The 22980-nt window shown below is 74.4% G+C and carries 22 protein-coding genes; 18 read left to right on the top strand and 4 right to left on the bottom strand.

Going from position 1 to position 22980, the window contains the following annotated elements; all coding sequences use genetic code 11:
• Nucleotides 1–15 precede the first annotated feature (15 nt).
• The 8 genes from OG989_RS24515 to OG989_RS24480 all read left to right on the top strand — a co-directional run bounded on the left by OG989_RS24515 (nucleotide 16) and on the right by OG989_RS24480 (nucleotide 6981).
• Nucleotides 16–771, top strand: coding sequence for a hypothetical protein (locus OG989_RS24515; RefSeq protein ID WP_327028594.1), 756 nt, complete (start codon nucleotides 16–18; stop codon nucleotides 769–771).
• Nucleotides 772–975: 204 nt separating this feature from the next.
• A complete protein-coding gene (gene egtA, locus OG989_RS24510) occupies nucleotides 976–2208 on the top strand; it encodes an ergothioneine biosynthesis glutamate--cysteine ligase EgtA (RefSeq protein ID WP_327028593.1) in 1233 nt (410 codons plus the stop codon).
• A complete protein-coding gene (gene egtB / locus OG989_RS24505; protein WP_327028592.1) occupies nucleotides 2205–3542 on the top strand; it encodes an ergothioneine biosynthesis protein EgtB in 1338 nt (445 codons plus the stop codon). The genes egtA and egtB overlap by 4 nt, the downstream gene beginning before the upstream one ends.
• 121 nt (nucleotides 3543–3663) lie before the next feature.
• The gene (gene egtC / locus OG989_RS24500) at nucleotides 3664–4410 is read left to right on the top strand and encodes an ergothioneine biosynthesis protein EgtC (protein ID WP_327028591.1); all 747 of its coding nucleotides are present in this window, start codon (nucleotides 3664–3666) and stop codon (nucleotides 4408–4410) included.
• Nucleotides 4411–4455: 45 nt separating this feature from the next.
• On the top strand, nucleotides 4456–5421 hold the full coding sequence (gene egtD / locus OG989_RS24495) for an L-histidine N(alpha)-methyltransferase (protein ID WP_327028590.1): 966 nt from the start codon (nucleotides 4456–4458) through the stop codon (nucleotides 5419–5421).
• A gap of 260 nt (nucleotides 5422–5681) precedes the next feature.
• Complete coding sequence (locus OG989_RS24490) at nucleotides 5682–6269, top strand: TMEM165/GDT1 family protein (protein ID WP_132235035.1); 588 nt, start codon at nucleotides 5682–5684, stop codon at nucleotides 6267–6269.
• A 38-nt stretch (nucleotides 6270–6307) separates the two neighbouring features.
• Nucleotides 6308–6670, top strand: a complete 363-nt coding sequence (locus OG989_RS24485) for a DUF1622 domain-containing protein (RefSeq protein WP_151455143.1) — start codon at nucleotides 6308–6310, stop codon at nucleotides 6668–6670.
• On the top strand, nucleotides 6667–6981 hold the full coding sequence (locus tag OG989_RS24480; RefSeq protein ID WP_192581429.1) for a hypothetical protein: 315 nt from the start codon (nucleotides 6667–6669) through the stop codon (nucleotides 6979–6981). The genes OG989_RS24485 and OG989_RS24480 overlap by 4 nt, the downstream gene beginning before the upstream one ends.
• A 102-nt stretch (nucleotides 6982–7083) precedes the next feature.
• Here OG989_RS24480 and nhaA read toward each other — a convergent pair whose 3' ends face one another.
• On the bottom strand, nucleotides 7084–8406 hold the full coding sequence (gene nhaA, locus OG989_RS24475; RefSeq protein WP_151455144.1) for a Na+/H+ antiporter NhaA: 1323 nt from the start codon (nucleotides 8404–8406) through the stop codon (nucleotides 7084–7086).
• A 332-nt stretch (nucleotides 8407–8738) separates the two neighbouring features.
• On the opposite strand from nhaA, the gene OG989_RS24470 reads away from it, so the two are divergent.
• Nucleotides 8739–10199, top strand: a complete 1461-nt coding sequence (locus OG989_RS24470; protein ID WP_327028589.1) for a polysaccharide biosynthesis tyrosine autokinase — start codon at nucleotides 8739–8741, stop codon at nucleotides 10197–10199.
• Here the strand turns inward: OG989_RS24470 and OG989_RS24465 are convergent.
• Nucleotides 10180–10734, bottom strand: a complete 555-nt coding sequence (locus tag OG989_RS24465) for an arsenate reductase/protein-tyrosine-phosphatase family protein (protein WP_327028588.1) — start codon at nucleotides 10732–10734, stop codon at nucleotides 10180–10182. The two genes, OG989_RS24470 and OG989_RS24465, sit on opposite strands and share 20 nt — an antisense overlap.
• Nucleotides 10735–10896: 162 nt before the next feature.
• Between OG989_RS24465 and OG989_RS24460 the strand changes: the two genes are divergently transcribed.
• The 5 genes from OG989_RS24460 (at nucleotide 10897) to OG989_RS24440 (ending at nucleotide 18067) form a co-directional block, all read left to right on the top strand.
• Nucleotides 10897–12120, top strand: coding sequence for a glycosyltransferase family 4 protein (locus OG989_RS24460; protein ID WP_327028587.1), 1224 nt, complete (start codon nucleotides 10897–10899; stop codon nucleotides 12118–12120).
• Between the two features lie 120 nt (nucleotides 12121–12240).
• Nucleotides 12241–14019, top strand: coding sequence for a DUF4012 domain-containing protein (locus OG989_RS24455; RefSeq protein WP_327028586.1), 1779 nt, complete (start codon nucleotides 12241–12243; stop codon nucleotides 14017–14019).
• A 13-nt stretch (nucleotides 14020–14032) separates the two neighbouring features.
• Complete coding sequence (locus OG989_RS24450; protein WP_151455149.1) at nucleotides 14033–14674, top strand: hypothetical protein; 642 nt, start codon at nucleotides 14033–14035, stop codon at nucleotides 14672–14674.
• Nucleotides 14675–14918: 244 nt separating this feature from the next.
• Nucleotides 14919–16166 carry a serine/threonine-protein kinase gene (locus tag OG989_RS24445; RefSeq protein ID WP_151455150.1) on the top strand — a complete coding sequence of 416 codons (1248 nt, stop codon included), beginning with the start codon at nucleotides 14919–14921 and terminating at the stop codon, nucleotides 16164–16166.
• Nucleotides 16167–16315: 149 nt separating this feature from the next.
• Complete coding sequence (locus OG989_RS24440) at nucleotides 16316–18067, top strand: substrate-binding and vWA domain-containing protein (protein ID WP_327028585.1); 1752 nt, start codon at nucleotides 16316–16318, stop codon at nucleotides 18065–18067.
• A gap of 82 nt (nucleotides 18068–18149) precedes the next feature.
• Here the strand turns inward: OG989_RS24440 and gdhA are convergent, their stop codons facing one another.
• Nucleotides 18150–19487, bottom strand: a complete 1338-nt coding sequence (gdhA, locus tag OG989_RS24435; RefSeq protein WP_132234528.1) for an NADP-specific glutamate dehydrogenase — start codon at nucleotides 19485–19487, stop codon at nucleotides 18150–18152.
• A gap of 112 nt (nucleotides 19488–19599) precedes the next feature.
• On the opposite strand from gdhA, the gene OG989_RS24430 reads away from it, so the two are divergent.
• Nucleotides 19600–19920 carry a MazG-like family protein gene (locus OG989_RS24430; RefSeq protein ID WP_151455153.1) on the top strand — a complete coding sequence of 107 codons (321 nt, stop codon included), beginning with the start codon at nucleotides 19600–19602 and terminating at the stop codon, nucleotides 19918–19920.
• Nucleotides 19921–20095: 175 nt separating this feature from the next.
• Here the strand turns inward: OG989_RS24430 and OG989_RS24425 are convergent, their stop codons facing one another.
• Nucleotides 20096–21115 carry an NAD(P)/FAD-dependent oxidoreductase gene (locus OG989_RS24425; RefSeq protein ID WP_327028584.1) on the bottom strand — a complete coding sequence of 340 codons (1020 nt, stop codon included), beginning with the start codon at nucleotides 21113–21115 and terminating at the stop codon, nucleotides 20096–20098.
• Nucleotides 21116–21195: 80 nt separating this feature from the next.
• On the opposite strand from OG989_RS24425, the gene OG989_RS24420 reads away from it, so the two are divergent.
• From OG989_RS24420 to OG989_RS24410, 3 genes are all read left to right on the top strand, one after another.
• A complete protein-coding gene (locus OG989_RS24420) occupies nucleotides 21196–21789 on the top strand; it encodes a helix-turn-helix domain-containing protein (RefSeq protein ID WP_327028583.1) in 594 nt (197 codons plus the stop codon).
• Between the two features lie 154 nt (nucleotides 21790–21943).
• On the top strand, nucleotides 21944–22363 hold the full coding sequence (locus OG989_RS24415; RefSeq protein WP_327028582.1) for a protein-tyrosine phosphatase family protein: 420 nt from the start codon (nucleotides 21944–21946) through the stop codon (nucleotides 22361–22363).
• Nucleotides 22364–22627: 264 nt separating this feature from the next.
• On the top strand, nucleotides 22628–22876 hold the full coding sequence (locus OG989_RS24410) for a hypothetical protein (RefSeq protein ID WP_151455819.1): 249 nt from the start codon (nucleotides 22628–22630) through the stop codon (nucleotides 22874–22876).
• Nucleotides 22877–22980 lie beyond the last annotated feature (104 nt).

Raw genomic sequence — 22980 nt, 5'->3', positions numbered from 1 at the left:
GTGAGGGGATCCAGGATGTTCTTTCGCCGGACCGAGCGGCCCGCCGACCCCGGCGCGTCCGACCGGCTCCTCGACGCCGCCCGCGCGGATGCCTCCCGTACGCCGGACGCCGAGCCGCTCGCCCGGCTGCTCTCCGCCGCCGCCGCCCCCGCCCGCCCCGGCGAACTGGCCGGGGAGGAGGACGCCCTGGCGGCCTTCCGGGCGGCGCGTGCGGCCGGCCCCGCCGCCGGAACCGTCCCGTCGCCACGCCGGCGCCGGTTCACCGCCGGCGCCATGGCCTGGGGCGCGGGGATCGCGGTCACCGCGACCGCGGGCGCCGCCTTCGCCGCCGTCACGCTGGAGCGGGCCGACGACCCGGCCCCCCCGCCCCGCCCCACCACCCCGGCGCCGGCGACCACGGGCCCGCATCGGGACGGATCGACCGGAGACACCGGTGGCCGTCCCACCGGGACCCCGCCCCACCCCTCCGCCACCCCGACCTCGGGCGCACCCGCCCCCGGCAGCACCGCCGGCGACGCGCCGGGATCGCCCCAGCAGCACACCGGACAACTGCACGGACTCTGCCGTGCGTACCTGGCCAAGAAGCCGGCGCAGCGGGAGAAGGCCCTGGACACCCCCTCGTTCGCGCGCCTGGTGGCCGCGGCGGGCGGCCGGGAGCAGGTCGAAGGCTTCTGCGGGGAACTGCTGCCCGAGGTGGCGGCGAAGGAGTCGCCGGACAAGCCGCCGAAGAAGGGGTCGAGCCCGACCCCGTCTCCCACCGCGACCGACTGACGCCCCTCGCGGTCGGTCCCGGCCGCTGATTCTCCCGGCCCGTCGCGACGGGTCGGGACCGCCGTTTCCGCTGCACGTTCCGGCCGGCCGCGCGGAATTCGTCTGCTAGACAGGAGTGGGTGGGGCCACCGACGCCCGCGCCGATGACGGTGGGTGGCGTTACGGTGACACCGAACGGAAGTCGGCCGGGAAGGGGGCCATGCCGTGGTGACATCGCCGGAGCTCGACCGGACCACCGTCCTGCGGGAGTCCGCCGCCGCCGAGGGCCACCTCGCGCGCATCTGCTTCAAGACCGGCCCACCGACCCACACCGGCGTCGAACTCGAATGGACCGTGCACGACGCCGCCGACCCCGCCCGCCCGGTCGACGGCGGGCGGCTCCGGGCGGCCCTGGGGCGACACAGCCCCCGCACCCTCGACCGCGCGAGCCCCGCCGAGCCGCTCCCGCACGGTGGCACCGTGACCGTGGAGCCCGGCGGGCAGTTGGAGATCTCCACCGCGCCACGCACCTCGCTCGCCACCCTCATCCACGCCACCGACGGCGACATCGCCGTGCTGACCGGCCTGCTCGACGCCGCCGGGCTGGTCCTCGGGCGCAGCGGCATAGACCCGCACCGGCCGCCCCGCCCGGTGGTCGAGGGCCCCCGCTACCGCGCCATGCGCCACGTCTTCGACCGGCGCGGCCCGGCCGGCCGGACGATGATGTACAGCACCGCCGGTCTCCAGGTCTGCCTGGACGCCGGGGAGCCGGCACACCTGCCGGAGCGCTGGGCGGCGGTGCACGCGCTCGGGCCGCCCCTGCTGGCCGCGTTCGCCACGGCCGACCGGCACGCCGGGCACAGCACCGGCTGGGCGTCCGCCCGGATGGCCGCCTGGTACGGCATCGACCCGGCCCGCACCCGTCCCGTGTGGACGCCGGAGGCCGACGCCGACCCGGTCACGGCCTGGACCAGTTACGTCCTCGCCGCGCCACTGCTCTGCGTACGCGGCGACGGCCCGGACTGGACGCCGCCGCCGGGGATCACGTTCGCCGACTGGGTCGACGGGGCGCTGCCCCGACCGCCCACCACCGACGACCTCGACTACCACGTGAGCACCCTCTTCCCGCCGGTGCGGCCCCGGGGCTACCTGGAATTGCGCTACCTCGACACGCAGCCCGGCCGGGGCTGGGTGCTCCCGCTCGCGGTGCTGGCCGTCCTGCTCGCCGACCCGGGCACGGTCCGCGCGGCCCGCGCCGTCGCCGGGCCGGTGGCGCACCGGTGGCACGCCGCCGCCCGCCACGGCCTGCGCGACCCGGCGCTGGCCGCCGCGGCGGCGGACCTGTTCGACCTGGCCCTCGCGGCCCTGCCCCGGCTCGACCTGCCGGCGGCCCTGCACGACGACATCGACCGAGGCGTACGGCGGCGACGCGACGCCGCGGGGAGGAGTCACCGGTGACCGGAACGACCACGCGCCCAACGGGCCCGGAGCAGTTGCGCAGCCGGATCGCGGCGGAACTCGACCGCACCCGCGCCCGCACCGCCCTGCTGACCGAGGCGGTCGACGAGGCCGACCTGACGCGGCAGCACTCGCCGCTGATGTCCCCGCTGGTCTGGGACCTCGCCCACGTGGGCAACCAGGAGGAACTCTGGCTGGTCCGGGACGTGGGCGGGCGCGAACCCGTCCGGCGGGACATCGACGAGCTGTACGACGCGTTCAAGCAGCCCCGCCGGGACCGCCCGGCGCTGCCGCTGCTGCCCCCGCAGGAGGCCCGCGCCTACCTGCACACCGTCCGGGACAAGGTGCTCGACCTGCTGGACCGGGTCGCGTTCACCGAGCGGCCGCTGGTCGCCGACGGCTTCGCCTTCGGCATGATCGTGCAGCACGAACAGCAGCACGACGAGACGATGCTCGCCACCCACCAGTTGCGCGCCGGCCCGGCGGTGCTGCACGCCCCGCCGCCGCCGGAACCGACGGTCCGGGTCGACGCCGAGGTGCTGGTGCCGGCCGGCGAGTTCACCATGGGCACCGACACCGACCCGTGGGCGCTGGACAACGAGCGACCCGCCCACCGGGTCCACCTGCCGGCGTACGTCATCGACGCCGCGCCGGTGACCAACGGGCGCTACCGCGAGTTCATCGCCGACGGCGGCTACGACGACCCGCGCTGGTGGAGCCCGGCCGGCTGGCGGCACCGCCGGGAGGCGGAGCTGGTCGCGCCGATGCACTGGCGACGCGACGGCGACGGCTGGGCCTACCGGCGGTTCGGGCGGTGGGCGCCGGTCCGCGACGACGAGCCGGTGGTGCACGTCTGCTACCACGAGGCGCGGGCGTACGCGGCCTGGGCCGGCAAGCGGCTGCCGACCGAGGCGGAGTGGGAGAAGGCGGCCCGCTGGGACCCCGCCTCCGGCCGCTCCCGCCGCTACCCGTGGGGCGACGACGACCCCACCGCCGAGCACGCCAACCTGGGCCAGCGGCACCTGTGGCCCGCGCCGGTGGGCGCCTACCCGGCCGGCGCCTCGCCGCTGGGCGTGCACCAGCTCATCGGCGACGTGTGGGAGTGGACCTCCACGCCGTTCCGGGGGCACCCGGGCTTCACCGCGTTCCCCTACCGCGAATACTCGGAGGTCTTCTTCGGCGACGACCACCGGGTGCTGCGCGGCGGGTCGTTCGGCACCGACCGGGCCGCCTGCCGGGGCACCTTCCGCAACTGGGACTTCCCGATCCGGCGGCAGATCTTCAGTGGTTTCCGCTGCGCGCGGGACGCCCGGCCGGAGGAGTCGCAGCCGTGACGACGGGGCGGCCGGACGGTTGGGCCGGAGCAGGCACCCCGTTCCGGGGCCGGCCCCCGGGGCGGGGCGACATCGGCGGCCGGCGCCCGGGCCGCCCCGCCGGGCCGGGCGGTGTCGCCTGATGTGTCGCCACCTGGCCTACCTGGGGCCGCCGGTCACCCTGCGGGAGCTGCTGTTCGACCCGCCGTACTCGCTCGTGCGGCAGTCCTGGGCGCCCCGCGACATGCGCGGCGGCGGGACGATCAACGCCGACGGCTTCGGCGTCGGCTGGTACCCGGGCGACGGTGAGCCGGTGCGCTACCGGCGGTCGCAGCCCATCTGGAGCGACCCGACCATCGCCCAGCTCGCGCAGGTCACCTCGGCCGGCGCGGTGCTGGCCGCCGTCCGCTCCGCCACGGTGGGCATGGCGGTCCTCGACGGGGCCGCCGCCCCGTTCGCCGAGGGGCGCTGGCTGTTCAGCCACAACGGGGTGGTGCGGGGCTGGCCCGACTCGATGGTCGCGCTCGCCGCCACCCTGCCCGTACGCGACCTGCTCACCCTCGACGCGGCCACCGACTCGGCGCTGGTGTGGGCGCTGGTGCGGCACCGGCTGCGGGCCGGGGTGAAGCCGGCGCGCGCGGTCGCCGAGACCGTGACGGCGGTGGCCGGGGCCGCGCCCGGGTCCCGGCTCAACCTGCTGCTCACCGACGGGCGCACGGTGGTGGCCAGCGTGGCCGGGCACGCGCTGTCGATCCGCGCGACGCCGGCCTCGGTGCTGCTGGCGTCCGAGCCGCACGACGACGACCCCGGCTGGCAGGCGGTGCCGGAGGGGCAACTGGTGGAGGCCACGGCGACGGGGCTACGCGTCCGCGCCCTCGCCGAGGTCTGACCGCCGGCCGACAGGGACGTTCCACCCGACGACGAAGGGGATGACATGAGCGCGGAGCCGCTGGAGATCCACCTGGAGGAGCAGGACCTGGGCCGCAGCCTGCGGGAGGACGTCCGCACCGGCCTGACGGCCGACGAGAAGTGGCTGCCCCCCAAGTGGTTCTACGACGCCCGCGGCAGCGAGCTGTTCGAGGAGATCACCCGCCTGCCGGAGTACTACCCGACCCGGGCCGAGCGGGCGGTGCTGGCCGAACGGGCGGCCACGATCGCCGAGCTGACCGGGGCGAAGACGCTGATCGAGCTCGGTTCGGGCTCGTCGGAGAAGACCCGGCTGCTGCTGGACGCGTTCACCCGCCGGGGCGGGCTCGGCACGTTCGTGCCGCTGGACGTGTCGGTCAGCGCGCTGCGGCAGTCCACCGCCGAGATCGCCGCCGACTACCCCGGGCTGCGGGTGCGCGGCATCGTGGGGGACTTCACCCGCCACCTGGACCGCCTGCCGACCGGAGGGCGCCGGCTGGTGCTCTTCCTGGGCGGCACGATCGGCAACCTCCTGCCGGTCGAGCGGGCGCGGTTCCTCGCCGCGATGCGGGCCGCGCTGGAGCCGGGGGACTGGCTGCTGATCGGCACCGACCTCGTCAAGGACCCGGCGGTGGTCGTGCCGGCGTACGACGACTCGGCCGGGGTCACCGCCGAGTTCAACCGCAACGTGCTGCGGGTGGTCAACCGGGAGTTGGGCGCCGACTTCGATCCCGCGGGGTTCGCCCACGTCGCGCTCTGGGACGCCGAGCGGGAGTGGATCGAGATGCGGCTGCGGGCGCGGCGGCCGATGCGCGTACGGGTGCTGGACCTGGCGGTCACCTTCGCCGAGGGCGAGGAGCTGCGCACGGAGGTGTCGGCGAAGTTCCGGCCGGAGGGGATCGCCGCCGAACTGGGCTCGGCCGGCTTCGCCGCCCACGACTTCTGGACCGATCCGGCCGGCCTCTTCGGCGTCACCCTGGCCCGCGCCGATTGACCGGTGGGCCGCGCCAGGTGACCGGCGGGGTCGCCGGCGGGTGAGCATCTTTACCCGCCGGAGCCGGCCCGACCGGTGATCGGCTAGGCTGGGCGACGCGAAGGGGAGTAGCCCCCAATGTCGTGGTCGACACACTGGTGCGTTCCGCATCCGGCCACGCGGCCTCGTCATCCGAGGCGGGCGAGACCTTCGACCCAGGCTGTTGCAGCCGGGTCGAGGGCGCCCCCGTACCTCCTCCCGGCATGATCCGGAAGGATGTCATGGAAGGTTTCCTCGTCGCGCTGGTCGTCAGCTTCGGCGTCATCTTCGTCGCCGAGCTGGGGGACAAGTCCCAGCTGATGGCCCTGACCTTCGCCACCCGCTTCAAGACCGTGCCGGTCCTGATCGGGATCACCGTCGCCACCGCCGTGGTGCACCTGGCCTCGGTGGCGATCGGCTACGGGCTCGGCGCCGCGCTGCCGACGGAGTGGATCTCGCTCGTCGCGGGCCTGGCGTTCCTCGGTTTCGGCGCGTGGACCCTGCGCGGTGACTCGCTCACCGAGGAGGAGAAGCGCAAGGCCGAGAAGAGCAGCAAGTCCGCCATCGTCGCGGTGTCGGTCGCGTTCTTCCTGGCCGAGCTGGGCGACAAGACCATGCTCGCCACCATCACCCTCGCCACCCAGTACGGCTGGTTCGGCACCTGGCTCGGCTCGACGATCGGCATGGTGGCGGCGGACGCGCTCGCCATCCTCGTCGGGCGGATGCTCGGCAAGCGGCTGCCCGAGAAGACCATCAAGTACGGCGCCGCGGTGCTCTTCGCGATCTGCGGGCTCTGGCTGATCCTGGAGGCCGTCACGCAGCTCACCTGACGCCGACTACCGCCGTGCTGGCCGGGTAACGGCAGCGGATGGGCGTCGAGGAGATCCTGCGCCACGGCTACCAGGGCCTGGTCACGGCGGTGGAGGTCGCCGGGGCGGTGGTCATCTTCGTCGGGGCGGCGTGGGCGGCGCTGCGGTTCGTGGTCGAGGGACTGCGGCACCGCAGCGCCGCCGTGTTCACCCCGATCCGGCTCTCCCTGGGGCGGTTCCTCACCCTCGGGCTGGAGTTCCAGCTCGCGGCGGACATCCTGCGTACGGCGGTCTCGCCGACCTTCACCCAGATCGGTCAGCTGGCGGCCATCGCGGCGATCCGGACCGCGCTGAACTACTTCCTCGGCCGGGAGATCCGCCAGGAGCAGCAGCAGGTCCGGGAGTCGGAGCGCGCCCGTTGATCCGTGTCCTGGTCACCGCCACCACCGCCCTCGCCACCCTGGCCGGGCTGGCGGTGCTGCTCGGCACGGGATCCTGGCGGTGCGCGATGCGGGTGCTGCTGGACCTGCTGACCGCCGCCGGGCTGCTGCGGCTGGCCGGCGGCCAGGGCTGGACGGCCCTGGCCGCGGCGGCGGCGATCGTCCTGCTGCGCCGGCTGCTCTGGGCCGCGCTCACCGCCAGCGGGCCGACCGGACCGCCGGGGCGGCTCCGACCTCCGCCGGCGCCGGACGCGGCCAAATGGCCGACGCCGGGCCGGCACCGCCAGCAGTAACGGCAGGCCCGGCGACCGCCCGGCGGCCCGGCCCGGCGCGGCGACCGGCGCTGAGCGAGCCGTGCCCGGTGCGGTGCCTCGTCCGGGGGCGCGGCGGCCGGTTCAGCCCTGCCCGCGCTGGTAGACGTCCGGCACGCCGTCGCGGTCGGCGTCCACCCGCTCCGCCTCGGCGATCCGCCGGTAGGCGGCGTTGCGCCGCATCAACACGACCGTGGCGAGCAGCGCGGAGATCACCGAGCCGGTCAGCACGGCCGCCTTGACGTTGCCGGCGGCGGCGCTGCCGGGGCCGAACGCGAGTTCGCCGATCAGCAGGGAGACGGTGAACCCGATCCCGGCGAGCAGCGCCACGCCGAGCAGGTCCGTCCAGGTGATGTCCTCGTCGAGCTGCGCTCGGGTGAACCGGGCGAGCAGGAACGTCGAGCCGAAGATCCCGATGACCTTGCCGAGCACCAGACCGGCGACGACGCCGATCACGATCGGGTCGGTGACGATGGCCCCCAGGTCGGCGCCCCGCAGCGACACCCCGGCCGCGAAGAACGCGAAGATCGGCACGGCGAAACCGGCCGAGATGGGGCGCCAGCGGTGCTCCAGGTGCTCGGCGAGCCCGTGCGCGTCGCCGGCCTTGCCCCGCAGGACGGGCACGGTGAAGCCCAGCAGGACGCCCGCCACGGTGGCGTGTACCCCGGAGGCGTGCATGAGGACCCACGCGGTGGCCGCCAACGGGATCAGCGCCCACCACCACGTCTTGCGCCGCTGCACGAGCAGGCCGAAGAGGGCGATGGGGACCAGGGCGGCGAGCAGCGGCAGCGGGCTGAAGTCGGCGGTGTAGAAGATCGCGATGATGGTGATGGCGAGCAGGTCGTCGACCACCGCCAGGGTCAGCAGGAAGGCGCGCAGGCCCTGCGGCAGGTGCGAGCCGATGACCGCGAGGACGGCGAGGGCGAAGGCGATGTCCGTCGCGGTGGGGATGGCCCACCCCCGCAGCCCGTCCCCGCCGGCGGCGAGGTTGATCCCGAGGTAGATCAGGGCGGGCGCCGCCATGCCGCCGACCGCCGCGATCACGGGCAGCGCCGCCCGGCGAGGGTCGCGCAGGTCGCCCGCGACGAACTCGCGCTTGAGTTCGAGCCCGACGACGAAGAAGAAGATCGCCAGGAGGCCGTCGGCGGCCCAGGCGGCGAGGTCCAGGTCCAGGTGCAGGGCCGCCCCGTCCGACCAGGGCACCCACGCGCCGAGGGCGGCGTAGGAGGACCCCCAGGGCGAGTTGGCCCAGACCAGCGCGACCACCGCGCCGAGCAGCAGGAGGCCGCCGCCGACGGTCTCGGTCCGCAGCACGTCGGCCAGGAACCGGGCCTCCGGCCAGGACGTACGCGAGAAGAAGCGGCGGGGCGGGCGGGGTCGGTCGGCGTGCGGGGCGCGGTTGGTCATGCGCGGGATTCACCTTGTCTCGGGCAGCAGGGGTCGACGCCGACCAGGCTTCCCGGCACACCGTTGTCGACCCTATCCAGCGGCGCCGCGACCGGCGAGCCGGGAGGGGCGATTGCCGGCCTCGTCACGTCCGGTCGCCTTCCCCCCGCCACCCGGGACGCCGTCCGCCCGTTTGTCCGGTGGTGGGTCGGGCGCCGATGTCAAGGGGTGAAAATACGTAACTCGGGACATAAGGCGTATGAGTCGCTTTAATGGTTTCACGAGATTAAGTCGACCTTGGGGGTTTTCGTGAAGTTCTTTGGCGTTACCGGCCTGGTACGGAGGCGCGCCTGATGGACCTGTACCGCCAACTCCGCCTCGTGCGCCGGCACTGGTGGATCGTGCTCCTCACCGTCATGGTCGCGCTCGGCGTCACCGCCCTCGTCACCGTCCGGGCGCAGCCCCGCTACGTCGCTTCGGTGACCTTCTTCGTCACCACGCCCACCCAGGGCGTCACCGACGCCTACCAGGGCGGCCTCTTCCTCCAGCAGCGGGTCAAGTCCTACGCGGAACTGCTGACCAGCGACCGCCTCGCGCAGAGCGTGGTCGCCGAGGCTCCGGTCGGGCTCACCGCCGAGCAGGTCCAGCGCCGGGTCAGCACCTCTACCGAGACCGGCACCGTGCTGCTGCGCGCGTCGGTGACCGACACGGACCAGAGCCGGGCCCTGAAGGTCACCGAGGTGCTCTCCGCCCAGTTCGTCCAGCTGGTGCAGAAGGTGGAGACGACCCAGGACGGCAAGGCCGGCCCGATCAGGATCGAGATCGTCAGCGGGCCCCGGGTCACCCCGACGCCCGTCTCGCCGCAGCCGGTCCGCAACTTCGCCGTCGGTACGCTGCTCGGCCTGCTCGCCGGCGTGGGCCTGGCGATCCTGCGCGGGGTCGCCGACGTCCGCCTGCGCGACGCCGCCGGACTCCGGCGCACCACCGGCAGCCCGCTGCTCGGCGAGATCCCCTTCGAGAGCACCGCGAAGTCGGAGCCGTTGATCGTCGGCGCGGCGGCCAACTCCGCCCGGGCCGAGGCGGTGCGCAAGCTGCGCACCAACCTGCGCTTCGTCGACGTGCACGAGCCTGCCCGCGTCATCGCGGTCACCAGCGCCCTGCAGGGCGAGGGCAAGACCACGCTCTCCTGCAACCTGGCGATCGCCCTGGCCGAGGCCGGCTGGCGGGTGCTGCTGGTCGACGCCGACCTGCGCCGCCCGAAGGTCGCCGACTACCTGGGGCTCGACGCGGGCATCGGGCTGACCGACGTGCTGGTCGGCGACGTCCAGGTCGGCGACGTGGTGCAGCGCTGGGGCGACAAGTCCCTGCTCGTGCTCCCGAGCGGCTCGGCGCCGCCCAACCCCAGCGAGTTGCTCGGCTCCAAGGCGATGGCGGACCTGCTGCTCGCCCTGCGGGAGTCCGCCGACATCGTCATCATCGACACGGCCCCGCTGCTGGCCGTGACGGACGGCGTGGTGGTGGCCGTGCAGGCCGACGGCGCGCTCCTGGTCTCCCAGCAGGGCCGCACCTCCCGCAGCCAGGTGGCGCAGGCCGCCCGTGCCCTGAACTCGGTCTCCGTCCGGCTGCTCGGCTGCGTGCTGAACATGGCGAAGGTGGCCAAGGCGGAGGAGTACCAGTACGAGGCCTACCGGGTGGTCGCCGCCGCCGCGACTCCGGAGGTGCCGGCCGACGCGACCCCGTCCGCCCGGCACGCGGAGCGGGTCGACGGCGTCGTCAGCGACCGTACGCAGGAACTCACCCGGCTGTCGCGATGAGCGCCGCGAGGGGTCGCATCGACCGTTCGATCTCCTCCGCGCAGCGTCGGAAGTCGGCGGAGGTGCCGCCGATCGGGTCCCGCAGGTCGTCCGCGTCCCCGGTGGCGGGTTGCAGCCGCCCCCGGGCGCGGGCGGCCGCCTCGACCGCCGCCCGCAGGGGACCGTCGGCCGGATCCGTCGTCGGGTCGGCGGCCGAGGCCAGCCGGCCGAACTGGCGGAGGGTGAACGTCCGGTGCAGCGCGGCCGGCGCGAGGGCGGTGCACACCGAGCGCTGGCGGCGCGTGGCCGTGAGCACCAGCGTCGCCCCGGCCAGGTGCTCCGGGCGCAGCCGCCGGCTGCGGAAGTCGGTGGGATCCCCGCCGGTCTCGGCCGCCAGGTCCGCCGCGTGCGGGTGCATCGGCAGGTCGTCGACGGCGTCCGTGCCGGCGCTGGCGACCGTCACCGCGCGCCCGGCCAGCAGGCGACGGGCGACGTACTCGGCCATCGGTGACCGGCACAGGTTGGCGTGGCAGACGAACAACACCCGGTCGACCATGCGGACCCCTCTCGTCGGTGCCGTCGCGGACGGTGGCGCCGCGTCGGCCGCCGGCCGTCGGAGCCGGCCGGACGTGGAGGGGATGTCGGCATCGTACGCGGGCCGGACGACTCCGCGGCACGGTGCCGCGCCGAGGAGTCCCGGCCGGACGGAGGCGGGTCGGTGAGGATCGGGATCCTGTCCTACCACTTCCCGCCCGAGCCGGCGTTCATCCCGGGCAGTCTCGCCGAGGAACTCGCCGTGCGGGGGCACGAGGTGAAGGTGCTGACCGGCTTCCCCGACTATCCCGGCGGCCACGTCTACCCGGGCTGGCGGCAGCGCTGGCGGTACGAGACCCACAGCGAGCGGCTGACGGTCCGGCGGGTCCCGCGCTACTCCGCCGGGGACGGGTCGCTCCGCGGCCGGATGGCCGGCCACCTGTCGTTCGCCGGCAGCGCGACGGTGACCGGGCGGTGGTTCCTGGCCGACGTCGACGCCCTCTACGTCCACCTGCCGCCGGCGAACGCCTTCGCGGCGGCGGGCCTGCTCCGCCTGCTGGGCCGGGTGCCGACCGTCGTGCACGTGCAGGACGTCTGGACGGAGGACGAGCCGGTCGGGGCCGAGAACGGGCGGTGGGCCGGGCGGATCGCGGCCGCGATGGCGCGGGTCTACCGGGCCGCGGACGGGATCGCGGTCGCCGCGCCGTCGCTGCGCGACCGGGTCGTCGCGGCGGGCGTGGACCCGGCCCGGGTGCGGGTGGTGCTCAACTGGACCGACGAGCGGATCTTCCACCCAGCCCGGCCCAGCCGCGCGGCTCACCGGCTGGTCCGGCGGGACGAGCGGTGCGTGGTGATGCACGCCGGCACCATCGGCGCCCGGCAGGGCCTGGAGACCGCGGTACGGGCGGCGGCGGCGCTGGACCACACCGTGGACCTCGTCCTGGTGGGCTCGGGCGCGGACGAGCGGCGGGTGCGGGGGCTCGCCGCCGACCTGCGGGCCGAGAACGTGCGCTTCGTCGAGCGGCGGTCCCCGCCGGACATGCCGGACCTGTACGCCGCCGCCGACTACCAGCTCGTCATGCTGCGGGACCTGCCCGAGCTGCGCAGCACCCTGCCGGCGAAGCTCCAGGCGGCGTTCTCCTGCGCCGTGCCCGTGGTGGCCTCCGCCGGCGGCGACACCGCGGACCTGGTGGAACGGGCCCGGGCGGGGCTCTCCTGCCCGCCGGGGGACTGGGCGAGCCTCGCCGACCGGTTCTGGCTGGCCGCCACCATCCCGCCACCCGCCCGGGCCGACATGGGCCGGCGCGGGCGGGAGGCGTACCTGCGGGAGATGTCGATGTCGGCGGGTGTGGAGCGGATCGAACGGCTGCTGTACGAGGCGGCTGCCGGGCGCCCCGGCGCCCGGTGACCGGCGAGCGGGGCTCGCATACCGGTCAACCGCGTCATCTTTGGGCGAAAACGATCGTTAGCAGTGTGGAGCGGTAGCGGAACGGGGTCCGCCCGCCGTTCCCCAGGAAGGACGTGTGGTGTGACGGAGAGCGCGAGACCGCGTCGACGGCGTGGTGGTTCCCGCCGACGGCGGCAGCTGCGCCGGGCCCTGCTCGCCGCCCTCGTGGTGGGTTCGCTGCTGCTGCTGACCGGTGGCTGGGTGGGCTTCCGGGGCTGGCAGGCCCGCGCCCACCTGCTCAACTCCGCCGGCCTGGCCCGGGAGCTGAGCGCCCAGGTGGTCGGGGGTGACACCGCCCGGGCGCAGCGCACCCTCGCGGCGCTCCAGGAGCAGTCCGGCAGTGCCCGGGCGGCGACCGGTGACCCCGGCTGGTGGGTCGGTCGGCACGCCCCGTACGCGGGGGACAACCTGGCGGCCGTCCGGCAGATCTCGGTGGCCATCGACGACCTGGCCCGGCAGGCGTTCCCGCCGTTGCTGCGCGCCGACCTGACCAGCCTGGTGCCGGCGGGCGGGCGGCTGGACGTGGGTCGGCTGCGGGCCCTGTCGGCCGAGCTGGCCAGGGTCAACGCCACGGTGCAGGGTGCCCGGGACAGCCTCGCGACGGTGCCCACCGAGGGCCTGGTCGGTCAGGTCCGGCAGGCGCTCGGCGACCTGCGGGGCGAGATCGACCGGCTGGCCGGCCTGACCGCCGCCGCGGACGAGGCCAGCCGGCTGCTGCCGGGGCTGCTGGGCGCCGACGGCCCCCGCACCTACCTGGTGGTCTCCCAGAACCCGGCCGAGCTGCGCGCCACCGGCGGGATGATCGGCGCGTACGCGGTCATCCACGCGGCCGACGGCCGGGTCCGGATGGGGCGGCAGGGCACCAGCAGCACGCTGGGCCGGTTCCAGCCGCCGCTGAAGGTGCCCGCCGAGGTGCGCAGCCTCTGGGCCGACCTGCCCGGGATCTATCCGGCCGACGTCAACCTCACCCCGCACTTCCCGACCGCCGCCGCCCTCTACCGGGAGATGTTCCGCCGGCGTACGGGCACCACCGTGGACGGGGTGCTCGCCGTCGACCCGGTGGTGCTGTCGTATCTGCTCAAGGCCACGGGCCCGGTGATGGTGCCCGGGGGTGTCCCGCTGGCCGCCGAGAAGGTCGTGCAGACGGTGCTCAGCGACAGCTACCAGCGGATGGACAACGAGGAACAGGACGCCTTCTTCGCCGCCTCCGCCGCCGCCGTGTTCGACGCGCTGGTCACGAAGAATGTAGACCCGAAGGCGTTGTTGTCCTCATTTGACCGTGCTGTCACTGAACGCCGGATATTGTTCTGGAGTGCCCGAAACGAAGAGCAACGGAGGATCGGCGACAGCCGGTTGGCCGGGGCGCTTCCGGAGAAGGACACCGTGCCCACGGTCGGCGTGTTCCTCAACGACGGCAGCGGCGCGAAGCTCGGCTACTACCTCCGGCCGTCGGCGACCCTGGCGGTCGGCGACTGCCGGTCCGACGGCCGCCGGGAACTCCGACTCCGGGTCACCCTGCGCTCGTCGGCGCCGAAGTCGGGTCTCAGCGAGTCGGTCCTCGGCCTCGGTCTGGCCGGTGACCCGTACACCGTCCGCACGTTGGTGTCGGTGCACAGCCCCGCCGGTGGGGCGGTGCTCGCCGCCCGTCTGGACGGCGTCGAGACGGCGGTGGGCAGCGGCACCGAACGGCGCCGCCAGGTGAGCACCGCCAACGTCGAGGTCGGCCCGGGGGGCTCCCGCACGTTGGAGGTCACCGTCCTGACGGCGACCACCGGCGTCGGTACCGCCGAGCTGTGGCTGACCCCCACCGCCACCCCATGGACCACCCAAGTTGTTTCCGCACCAAGCTGTGATCAGTAGGAGGGAACCAATCATGCGGCTATCCCGCATCATCATGGCGCTCACGGTCGGTCTGGCCGTGCTGGCCGTGCCGACCGCAGCGGGGGCGGCGCAGCCGCAGCCGACGCCGGGCACCGGAACGCCACAACCACCGATCTACCCGCCGGGCGGCACCCCGACGCTCGCCGTGACCCCGCCGACCGTCGTGGTCGGCCAGACCGCCACCCTGATCGGCAGGGGCTGGGGGCCGGGCGAGACGGTGATCATCACCGTCAGCACGTCCCCGCTCGCCGCCGCCGTGCCGGGCGCCGACCAGGCGCGCCGCAGCGACGGCGAGATCGTCGCGATGGTGCCGGTCTCGTTCCAGCAGGCGCCCCAGCCGAACCCCAGGACCCTGGAGGTCACGGCTGACGACGACGGCTACTTCCGCACCACCTACACGCCGCGTCACCACGGCACGTACACCTTCCGGGCCGAGGGCCAGACGTACCACCGGGTGGCGACCGCGACGCTGACCGTGCTCAAGAAGCACACGCCGCCGCTGCCCGTCACGGGCGACAGCCTGAGCACCCCGATGAAGTTCGGCGGCGGCCTCGTCGGCGCCGGCGCGGTGCTCCTGCTGCTGTCGCTGGTCTGGCGCAAGCGCCACCGCTTCGGCATGGGAGCCGCGCGCTGACGGTGAAGCTCCCCTTCGGGCAGTGCCCGGACACCGCGAAACGGCTGGCGCCCGTCGGAGACCTCCGACGGGCGCCAGCTCGTCCCGTACCGCCTCGGTCGTACCGCCGCGCCGGCCCACCCGATCCCGCCCCGGGGAGGCCTTCCGTCCGTCGGGCACCCCTCGGCCAGCAGGCGGCGGCATGGCACCATGACCGTGTCCTCCGCTGCCGGGTGGCAGGGGACACGACAGCGATGGAGTCGGGATGACAGGACTGGCCGGCGCGCCGGTGCCGGGGCTGGTGCCACTGTGGACGCACGACCCGGTGACCGCCGGTCCGTACCGGCTGGTCGGTCGGCTGGGCGCGGGCGGTCAGGGCGTGGTCTACCTCGGCGAGGACGACCAGGGCCACCAGGTGGCCGTCAAGATGATCAACATCGACCTGAGTGACCTGCGGGCGCGGTCGCAGTTCATGAAGGAGATCGCCGCGGCGCGCCGCGTCGTGCCGTTCTGCACCGCGCAGGTGCTCTTCGCCGAGGTCGACGGCGAACGCCCCTACGTGGTCAGCGAGTTCATCGAGGGCCCGACCCTCTACCGGCACGTCCGCGAGCAGGGCCCGGTCGCCGGCAACGCGCTGCACCGGCTCGCCGTCGGTACGGCCACCGCGCTCGCCGCGATCCACCGCTCCGACATCGTGCACTGCGACCTGAAGCCAGACAACGTGGTGCTCGGCCGGGACGGCCCCCGGGTGATCGACTTCGGCATCGCCCGCGCCCTGGGCGTCACCGAGACGGTGACCAGCCGGGTGCTGGGGACCACCGCGTACATGGCCCCGGAGCGGTTCCGTAACGACTCGGTCGGGCCACCGTGCGACGTCTTCGCCTGGGCCGCCACCATCGCCTTCGCCGCCGGGGGCCGGCCACCGTTCGGCACCGACTCGCTCTTCGCGGTGATGCACCGGGTGCTCAACGAGCCGCCCGACCTGCCCGCGCTGCCACCGGGCCTCGACGAGCTGATCCGGCAGTGCCTGGCCAAGGACCCGGCGGAGCGGCCGGAGGCCGAAGAGGTGCTGATGCGGCTGCTCGGGCAGGACGTCCGGGACGCGGGCCCGCTGCGCCGGGAGACCGTGCTCCAACTCGGCAACGAGACCGCCGGCGCGCCGACGCCGGGCCAGCCGCTGCCGTTGCCCCGTACCGCGTCGGATCCGCTGCCGGACCGGCCGGAACCGACGGCGCCGACGCGCCTTGAACAGACGTCGCAGAGCCCGTTCACGGGTTCCGCGCCCGCCGACCAGGCGGGCGGCGGCTGGGGGCGGCGGCTCCGCCGCGAGTCGACCGACGCCTGGGGCATCTCGACCGCGATCTTCCTCGGCTCGGTCGGCGCCGCGGCCGGCTACGTCGCGTCGAGCACGGTGGACGCGGCCGCGGCCGCCGGGGCGACCACCTTCGCCGTGGTCTACGCGGTGCGGCTGCTGGTCGCGACGGCCCTCGGCGGCCGCTCCGACCGCCACTGACCGAGGGTGCGCAGGTGGGCGGGGGTGAGCGTCCCGGACGGCCGGGTCGGACACCGCCGGTGGCACCGCACCGATAGGTTGACTGCCACCAGTTGACCGCCGAGGAGGACGTCGCCATGGCCCCAGCCCCGTCGCGTGCACGACAGTGGTTGCCGTACACCGCAGCCGTAACCGCCGGGCTGCTGGTCATCGGCGGGGCGTTCGTGCTCGTGCGGCAGCGGGACGCGGGCAGCGACCGGTCCCGGGCCGACTGCGCCGTCCGCCTGGACGTCAACGCCTCGACCGAGAAGGCGGCGCTGCTGGTCGAGTTGGCCGCGCGGTACAACGACAGCGACCGGACGCTCGACGGCGGCGGCTGCGCCCAGGTGCACGTCAGCGCCCTGAACTCGGGCAAGGCCACCGAGGCGCTCGCCGTCGGCTGGAGCGGCACCGGCCTGCCGCAGCCGCAGGTCTGGTTGCCGACGTCGAGCCTCTGGACGGGCCAGCTGCGGCTGCTCGACAAGGCCGCCGGGCGGGCGCCGCAGACCCCGGGCCCTTACCCGTCGATCGCCAACAGCCCGCTGGTCATCGCGATGCCGCAGCCCAAGGGCGAGCTGGTACGCCAGCGCGGGCCGCTGGGCTGGGGGGAGATTCTCGGCCTCTCCGGACGGCAGGGCTGGGCGGGCTTCGGCAAACCGGAGTGGGGCCGCTTCACCTTCGGCAAGGACAACCCGAACCTCTCCACCTCGGGTCTGGCGGCGACCATCGCCACCTACTACGCCGCCGCGCAGCGCTCCAGCGACCTCACCACGTCGGACCTGGCGGATCCGAAGGTGACCCGCTTCGTCCGGCAGATCGAGGCCAACGTGTCGCACTACAGCGACGACTCGGTGGAGCTGTTGCGCGACCTCGCCGAGGCCGACCTGGCCGGCACGGGCGCCGGCGACATGAGCGCCATCGTCATGCAGGAGGAGCTGGTCCACCTCTACAACGAGGGCGGGCTGAGCCCGCGGCAGGAGGGCCAGGAGCGGGGCCCCCGGCCGAAGGTGCCGCTGGTCGCCGTACACCCGAAGGAGGGCACCTTCAACCTGGACCACCCCTTCGTGGTGCTCCCCTCCGCCGACGAACGGCAGCGCGCGGCGGCGGACGACTTCCTGAAGTTCCTGACCGCGGACGACCAGCAGGAGAGCTTCGTCCGCCTCGGCTTCCGCGACCACGAGCGGCGGGCCTCGGCGGAGCTGCTCGCCAGCGTCGGCGCCGAGCCCACCGGCGGGCTGAACTACTTCGCGCCGCCGAACCCGGAGGTGGTCGAGGCGATGCTGGACGGCTGGAGCACGCTGCGCAAGAAGGCCAACATCCTGATCGCCCTGGACACCTCCGGGTCGATGCAGGCCCCGGTCGGCAACAGCACGCGCTTCCAGGTCGCCTCGGCGGCGGCGGCCAAGGGGCTCGCGCTGCTCAACTCCGAGGACCGGGTCGGGCTCTGGTCGTTCTCCTCGGAGACCTCGAAGCGGCCCGACGGCCCCTACCGGGAGGAGGTCCGGCTCGGCGACTTCGACCAGAAACGGATCAACAGCCGGATTGCCGGCCTGCACGTCGCGGGAGACACGGCGCTCTACGCGACGGTCCGGGCCGCTCACGAGCAGGTGCTCGAGCGGTACGACCCGGACCGGATCAACGCCGTCGTCGTGCTGACCGACGGCAAGAACGAGTACGCCCGGGACAACGACCTGAACCGGCTGCTCGCGAACGTCGCCCTGGACCCGCGGCGCCCGGTGAAGGTCTTCTGCATCGCCTTCGACGGGGATTCGGACTTCGCCACGCTGGACCGGATCGCCAAGGCGTCGTCGGGCAAGGCGTTCGACGCCACCGACCCCGCCATGATCGACGAGGCGTTCGTGAAGCTGGTCAGCAGCTTCTGAGCCGCCGGCGCTGCCGGGCGAGGGACGCGCGTCGTCCCCCGGTCGGCAGCGCCGGCGCTGTCGCGACTGACCGGCCGCCCCGTCAGATCAGGCCGTGGGCCAGCATCGCCTCCGCCACCCGGCGGAACCCGTCGATGTTGGCCCCGGCCACGTAGTCGCCGGGCAGCCCGTACTCCTCGGCCGTGCTCCAGCAGCGGTCGTGGATGTTGCGCATGATGTCGCGCAGCCGCTGCTCCGACTCGGCGAACGTCCACGAGTCCCGGCTGGCGTTCTGCTGCATCTCCAGCGCGCTGACCGCCACCCCGCCGGCGTTGGCCGCCTTGCCCGGCGCGAAGCGCACCCCCGCCCGGCCGAGGATGCGTACCGCCTCCGGCGTGGTGGGCATGTTCGCGCCCTCCACCACCGCGACGCAGCCGCCAGCCACGAGCGCCGCGGCCTCCGCGCCGCCGATCTCGTTCTGCGTCGCGCACGGCAGCGCCAGCTCGCAGGGCACCTCCCAGACGGTACGGCCGGAGACCGCCACCGCGTGCGGCACGTGCCGGGCGTAGTCGTCGAGCCGGGCCCGGCGCTGCTCCTTCAGCTCGCGCAGCAGCTCCAGGTCGATGCCCTTGTCGTCGAGGACGTAGCCGGACGAGTCGGAGCAGGCGACCACCCGCCCGCCGAGCTGGTGCACCTTCTCGATCGCGTAGATCGCCACGTTGCCGGAGCCGGAGACCACCACCCGCTTGCCGTCCAGGCTGTCGCCGGTCTGCCGCAGCATCTCGTCGGCGAAGAAGACCGCCCCGTAGCCGGTCGCCTCCCGGCGCACCTGCGCGCCCCCGTACGCCAGGCCCTTGCCGGTGAGCACCCCGGACTCGTACCGGTTGGTGATCCGCTTGTACTGGCCGAACAGGTAGCCGATCTCCCGGCCGCCGACGCCGATGTCCCCGGCCGGCACGTCGGTGTCCGCGCCGATGTGCCGGTACAGCTCGGTCATGAAGCTCTGACAGAACCGCATCACCTCCCGGTCCGAGCGGCCCTTCGGGTCGAAGTCCGCGCCGCCCTTGCCGCCACCGATCGACAGCCCGGTCAACGCGTTCTTGAAGATCTGCTCGAAGCCCAGGAACTTCACGATCCCGAGGTAGACCGACGGGTGGAAGCGCAGCCCGCCCTTGTACGGGCCGAGGGCGCTGTTGAACTCCACCCGGAAGCCCCGGTTGACCTGGATCCGACCGCGGTCGTCCTCCCACGGCACCCGGAAGATGACCTGCCGCTCCGGTTCGCAGATCCGCTCGATGATCCGCGCCTCGGCGTACTCGGGGTGTCTGGCCAGCGCCGGGCCGATGCTCTCCAGCACCTCGCGTACCGCTTGGTGGAACTCCGGCTCGCCCGGATTGCGGGCGACCACGCTGGTGAACACCGTCTCCACGGTCTCCGGCATACGACACGTCCCTTCGCTTGCGCTGCTAGTCCCTGTTGCTATCACCCGGACCCGGTTACCCGCCAACCGTCCCGCGATACGGACCGTGACCTCCGTCCGGTTCACTGGTCGCGTGGACGAGTCGATCTGGGACGCGGTCCGGGCCTCGCGCGGCTGGTTGGACGCCGCCAACGGCACCGGACAGACCGAAATGACCTGCCGGATCCTCAAGCTGACCGAGGAGGCGGGGGAGGCGGCGAGCGCCTGGATCGGTCTGCTCGGTCAGAACCCGCGCAAGGGTGTCACGCACAGTCGCGAGGACGTGGCGGCGGAACTGGCGGACGCGGCGTTCACCGCGCTGGTCGCCATCGAGAGCCTCGGGCTGGACTCCCGCCTCGTGCTCGACGCGTGCGCCAGGAAGGCCCGCGCCCGCGTCGGTCCGCCTCCCACCTGAGCCGTCTCCCACCTGAGTCGCCGCGCCCGCTTCCCGGGCTGAGCCGCCGCCCGCTCAGGCCGCTTCCCGGGCTGGGCTGCCGCGCCCGCGTCGGGCCGCCTTACGGCTGGGTCGCCGTGCACCGCCAGGGCCGCCGCGCTTCCGGCGGGACCGCCCACCGATGCCTGTCGGGACGTCAGAGGCCGTGGCGACGGTCGCCCACCACCTGCTCGCAGAGTGCCGCCTCCGACTTCGTGGAGAACGGGGCGCGGTGGGCGGCGACGGCCCGCCGGGTCTCCTCGGCGACGAGGTCGGCGTTGATCTGGGCCGCGACGACCACGCCGGCCGCCGCGGCGGCACCGACCTGGGCCGCCGGATCGGTGACGTTGCCGGCGACCCACACCCCGGGCACGTCGGTGCGGCCCGTCGCGTCGGAGGGGACGTGCTCGCCGACGCCCGCCGGGTGTGCCGCAGGTCGCAGTCCGAGCGCCGCGAGGAAGCCGGCGCGCGCCACCATCCGCGACGAGACGGCCAGGGCCTCCCGGCGCACGAGAGTGCCGTCACCCAGCCGTACGCCCACGAGGCGGTCCTCCACGGCCTCCAGGGACGCGACCTCGCCGCCCACCACGCCGATGCCGCGGGCCGCCAGCTGCTCCGCCTGCTCGTCGGTGAGCGGCGGCATGGTGTGCTGGAAGTACGTGACGTCGGCGCTCAACTGTCGGAACAGCAGCGCCTGGTGCACCGAGAACGGCCCGCTGGCCAGCACGCCGATGGCCCGGTCGCGGACCTCCCAGCCGTGGCAGTACGGGCAGTGCAGGACGTCCCTGCCCCAGCGCTCCCGCAGCCCCGGGACGTCCGGCAGCTCGTCCACCAGCCCGGTGGCCACCAGCAGCCGTCGCGCACGCACCGTCCGGCCGTCGCCCAGCGTGACCGTGAACCCGTCGTCGTCGCGGTTCGTGGCGGCGACCTCGCCGGTGACCACCCGGCCGCCGTAGCCGCGTACCTCCGCCCGGCCGCGTTCCAGGAGCTCGGCCGGCCGGATCCCCTCCCGGGCCAGCAGCCCGTGCACGCCCTCGGCCGGGGCGTTGCGCGGCGCGCCCGAGTCGAGCACCACCACCGACCGTCGCACCCGGGCCAACGTCAGCGCCCCGCTCAACCCCGCGGCGCCACCTCCGATCACCACCACGTCGTAGCTGCCATCCAACTGATCGGTCACCGTGACCACCTCCCGCGACCACGATGCGATCGCCGCCGCCATGGTGGCAAATGTTGTTGCCAAGATGGCAAGATGGCAGCATGGACGACGACCTGGACCAGGCGCTCGGCGCGGTCGGTCCCCGGCTGCGCGCGCTGCGCCGGCAGCGGGAGACCACCCTGGCCGACCTGTCGGTGGCGACCGGCATCTCGGTGAGCACGCTCTCCCGGCTGGAGTCCGGTTCCCGCCGGCCCACTCTCGAACTGCTCCTCCCGCTGGCCAGGGCGCACGGCGTCACACTCGACGAACTCGTCGACGCCCCGTCCACCGGCGACCCGCGCGTCCACCTGCGCCCGGTCACCCGCCACGGGATGACCATGCTGCCCCTGACCCGCCGGCCCGGCGGCATCCAGGCGTACAAGCTGGTGATCCCGGGCGGCGGTCGCAGGGCGGAGCCCGATCCGCAGACCCACGAGGGCTACGAGTGGCTCTACGTCCTCAACGGTCGGCTGCGGGTCGTCCTCGGCGACCAGGACCTCGTGCTCACGCCGGGGGAGGCGGCGGAGTTCGACACCCGCGTACCGCACTGGTTCGGGTCGGCCGACGCCGAGCCGGTCGAGTTCCTCAGCCTCTTCGGCAGGCAGGGCGAACGCGCCCACCTCCGCGCCCGCCCAAAAACCCCACCCCCACCCTGACCCACCCACGCGCCCCCTCTTCCCGCCATCCGCCGTTGATCATGAAGTTGTTGCCGCTTTTGGAGATCGAATCGGTCGATAACTTCATGATCAACAGCGGGATGGGGGGCGAGGCGGGGCGGCGGGGGAGGGGGGTGGACGTGAGGATGGGGGGATGAGTGACGTACGGGTGTGGGGCGAGCAGGTGGGGGTCGTCGTACTGCCGAGTGGGACGCGGGTACGGGGGCGACGGATCGCCGACGCGGCGTCGCCCGCCGACTTCGCCCTGCTGCTGGCCCCCGGGCCGGTGCCCGCCTGGCCGCACCGGCGGATCCGGTGGCCCGACTTCTGGGTGCCGGTCGACCGGGCGGACGCGGTCGACGCGCTGACCGAGGCGCTGCGCCGCGCCCACGGCGGCGAACGCGTCGAGGTGGCCTGCCGGGGCGCCACCGGGCGTACGGGCACCGCGCTGGCGGCGCTGGCGATCCTCGACGGGCTGCCGCCCGAGCAGGCGGTGGACTGGGTGCGCGCCACCTACCGCCCGCGGGCCGTGGAGACGCCCTGGCAGCGTCGCTGGCTGCGCCGCCTCACCTGACGCACCGCGCGCCTGCCCCGACCCGCGCGCCCGGCCGGCATCGCACCGCGCCCGAGCCGCGCACCCTGCGTCGAGCCGCGCACCTGGCCGGCATCGCGCCGCGCCCGAGCCGGGCACCGCACCGGGGGCACCGCAGCGGCGACTACCTTCGACGGGGCAGTCGGGCGCGGCGGGCTGTGGTGCTTGTCATCGGACGTGTTTGTGCAGCTCACGAGGGGTATGAGTGGCGCCGCACCCCGATTTCCGAGGCAGGTACCAGGCACCATGGCTCCATCCCGCATCCCCGTCCGCCACCACGGCGCCCACCGGGCGCCGGCCCGCCCGGCGTCGGTGACCGCCCGCACCGTGGCGTCGCTGGCCGTTCTCGTCGTACTCGCCACACTCTTCCTCGACGCCCTGCTGATCATCGTCGGGCTGCTCACTCCGGTCGCGGCGTCGGTGTCGCCGTTACGGCGTTGGGCGCGCCGGCTGGCGGCGCCGTCCGCCCGGGCGGTCCCCGTGTCGGGACGCTGACCGCCCGGCGGGCGCCCCCGGGCACCGCCCCTGGCCAGGCAACCGGGGGATGCGGACCCGGGCGGCCGAGGGCGATGCGATCCGGGCCGGAGAGCGATGCGATC

The sequence above is a fragment of the Micromonospora sp. NBC_01740 genome (assembly GCF_035920365.1).
Lineage (GTDB): Bacteria > Actinomycetota > Actinomycetes > Mycobacteriales > Micromonosporaceae > Micromonospora > Micromonospora reichwaldensis.
This window is presented reverse-complemented; position numbering and strand designations above follow the sequence as displayed.

What these genes read in the sequence shown, in the direction of transcription:
- egtD (WP_327028590.1), top strand. Translation starts at nt 4,456, where the DNA reads ATGAGCGCGGAGCCGCTGGAGATCCACCTGGAGGAGCAGGACCTGGGC.
- nhaA (WP_151455144.1), bottom strand. Translation starts at nt 8,406, where the DNA reads ATGACCAACCGCGCCCCGCACGCCGACCGACCCCGCCCGCCCCGCCGC.
- OG989_RS24490 (WP_132235035.1), top strand. Translation starts at nt 5,682, where the DNA reads ATGGAAGGTTTCCTCGTCGCGCTGGTCGTCAGCTTCGGCGTCATCTTC.
- gdhA (WP_132234528.1), bottom strand. Translation starts at nt 19,487, where the DNA reads ATGCCGGAGACCGTGGAGACGGTGTTCACCAGCGTGGTCGCCCGCAAT.
- OG989_RS24470 (WP_327028589.1), top strand. Translation starts at nt 8,739, where the DNA reads ATGGACCTGTACCGCCAACTCCGCCTCGTGCGCCGGCACTGGTGGATC.
- OG989_RS24450 (WP_151455149.1), top strand. Translation starts at nt 14,033, where the DNA reads ATGCGGCTATCCCGCATCATCATGGCGCTCACGGTCGGTCTGGCCGTG.
- OG989_RS24465 (WP_327028588.1), bottom strand. Translation starts at nt 10,734, where the DNA reads ATGGTCGACCGGGTGTTGTTCGTCTGCCACGCCAACCTGTGCCGGTCA.
- egtC (WP_327028591.1), top strand. Translation starts at nt 3,664, where the DNA reads ATGTGTCGCCACCTGGCCTACCTGGGGCCGCCGGTCACCCTGCGGGAG.
- OG989_RS24485 (WP_151455143.1), top strand. Translation starts at nt 6,308, where the DNA reads ATGGGCGTCGAGGAGATCCTGCGCCACGGCTACCAGGGCCTGGTCACG.
- OG989_RS24515 (WP_327028594.1), top strand. Translation starts at nt 16, where the DNA reads ATGTTCTTTCGCCGGACCGAGCGGCCCGCCGACCCCGGCGCGTCCGAC.
- OG989_RS24410 (WP_151455819.1), top strand. Translation starts at nt 22,628, where the DNA reads ATGGCTCCATCCCGCATCCCCGTCCGCCACCACGGCGCCCACCGGGCG.
- OG989_RS24445 (WP_151455150.1), top strand. Translation starts at nt 14,919, where the DNA reads ATGACAGGACTGGCCGGCGCGCCGGTGCCGGGGCTGGTGCCACTGTGG.
- OG989_RS24415 (WP_327028582.1), top strand. Translation starts at nt 21,944, where the DNA reads ATGAGTGACGTACGGGTGTGGGGCGAGCAGGTGGGGGTCGTCGTACTG.
- OG989_RS24420 (WP_327028583.1), top strand. Translation starts at nt 21,196, where the DNA reads ATGGACGACGACCTGGACCAGGCGCTCGGCGCGGTCGGTCCCCGGCTG.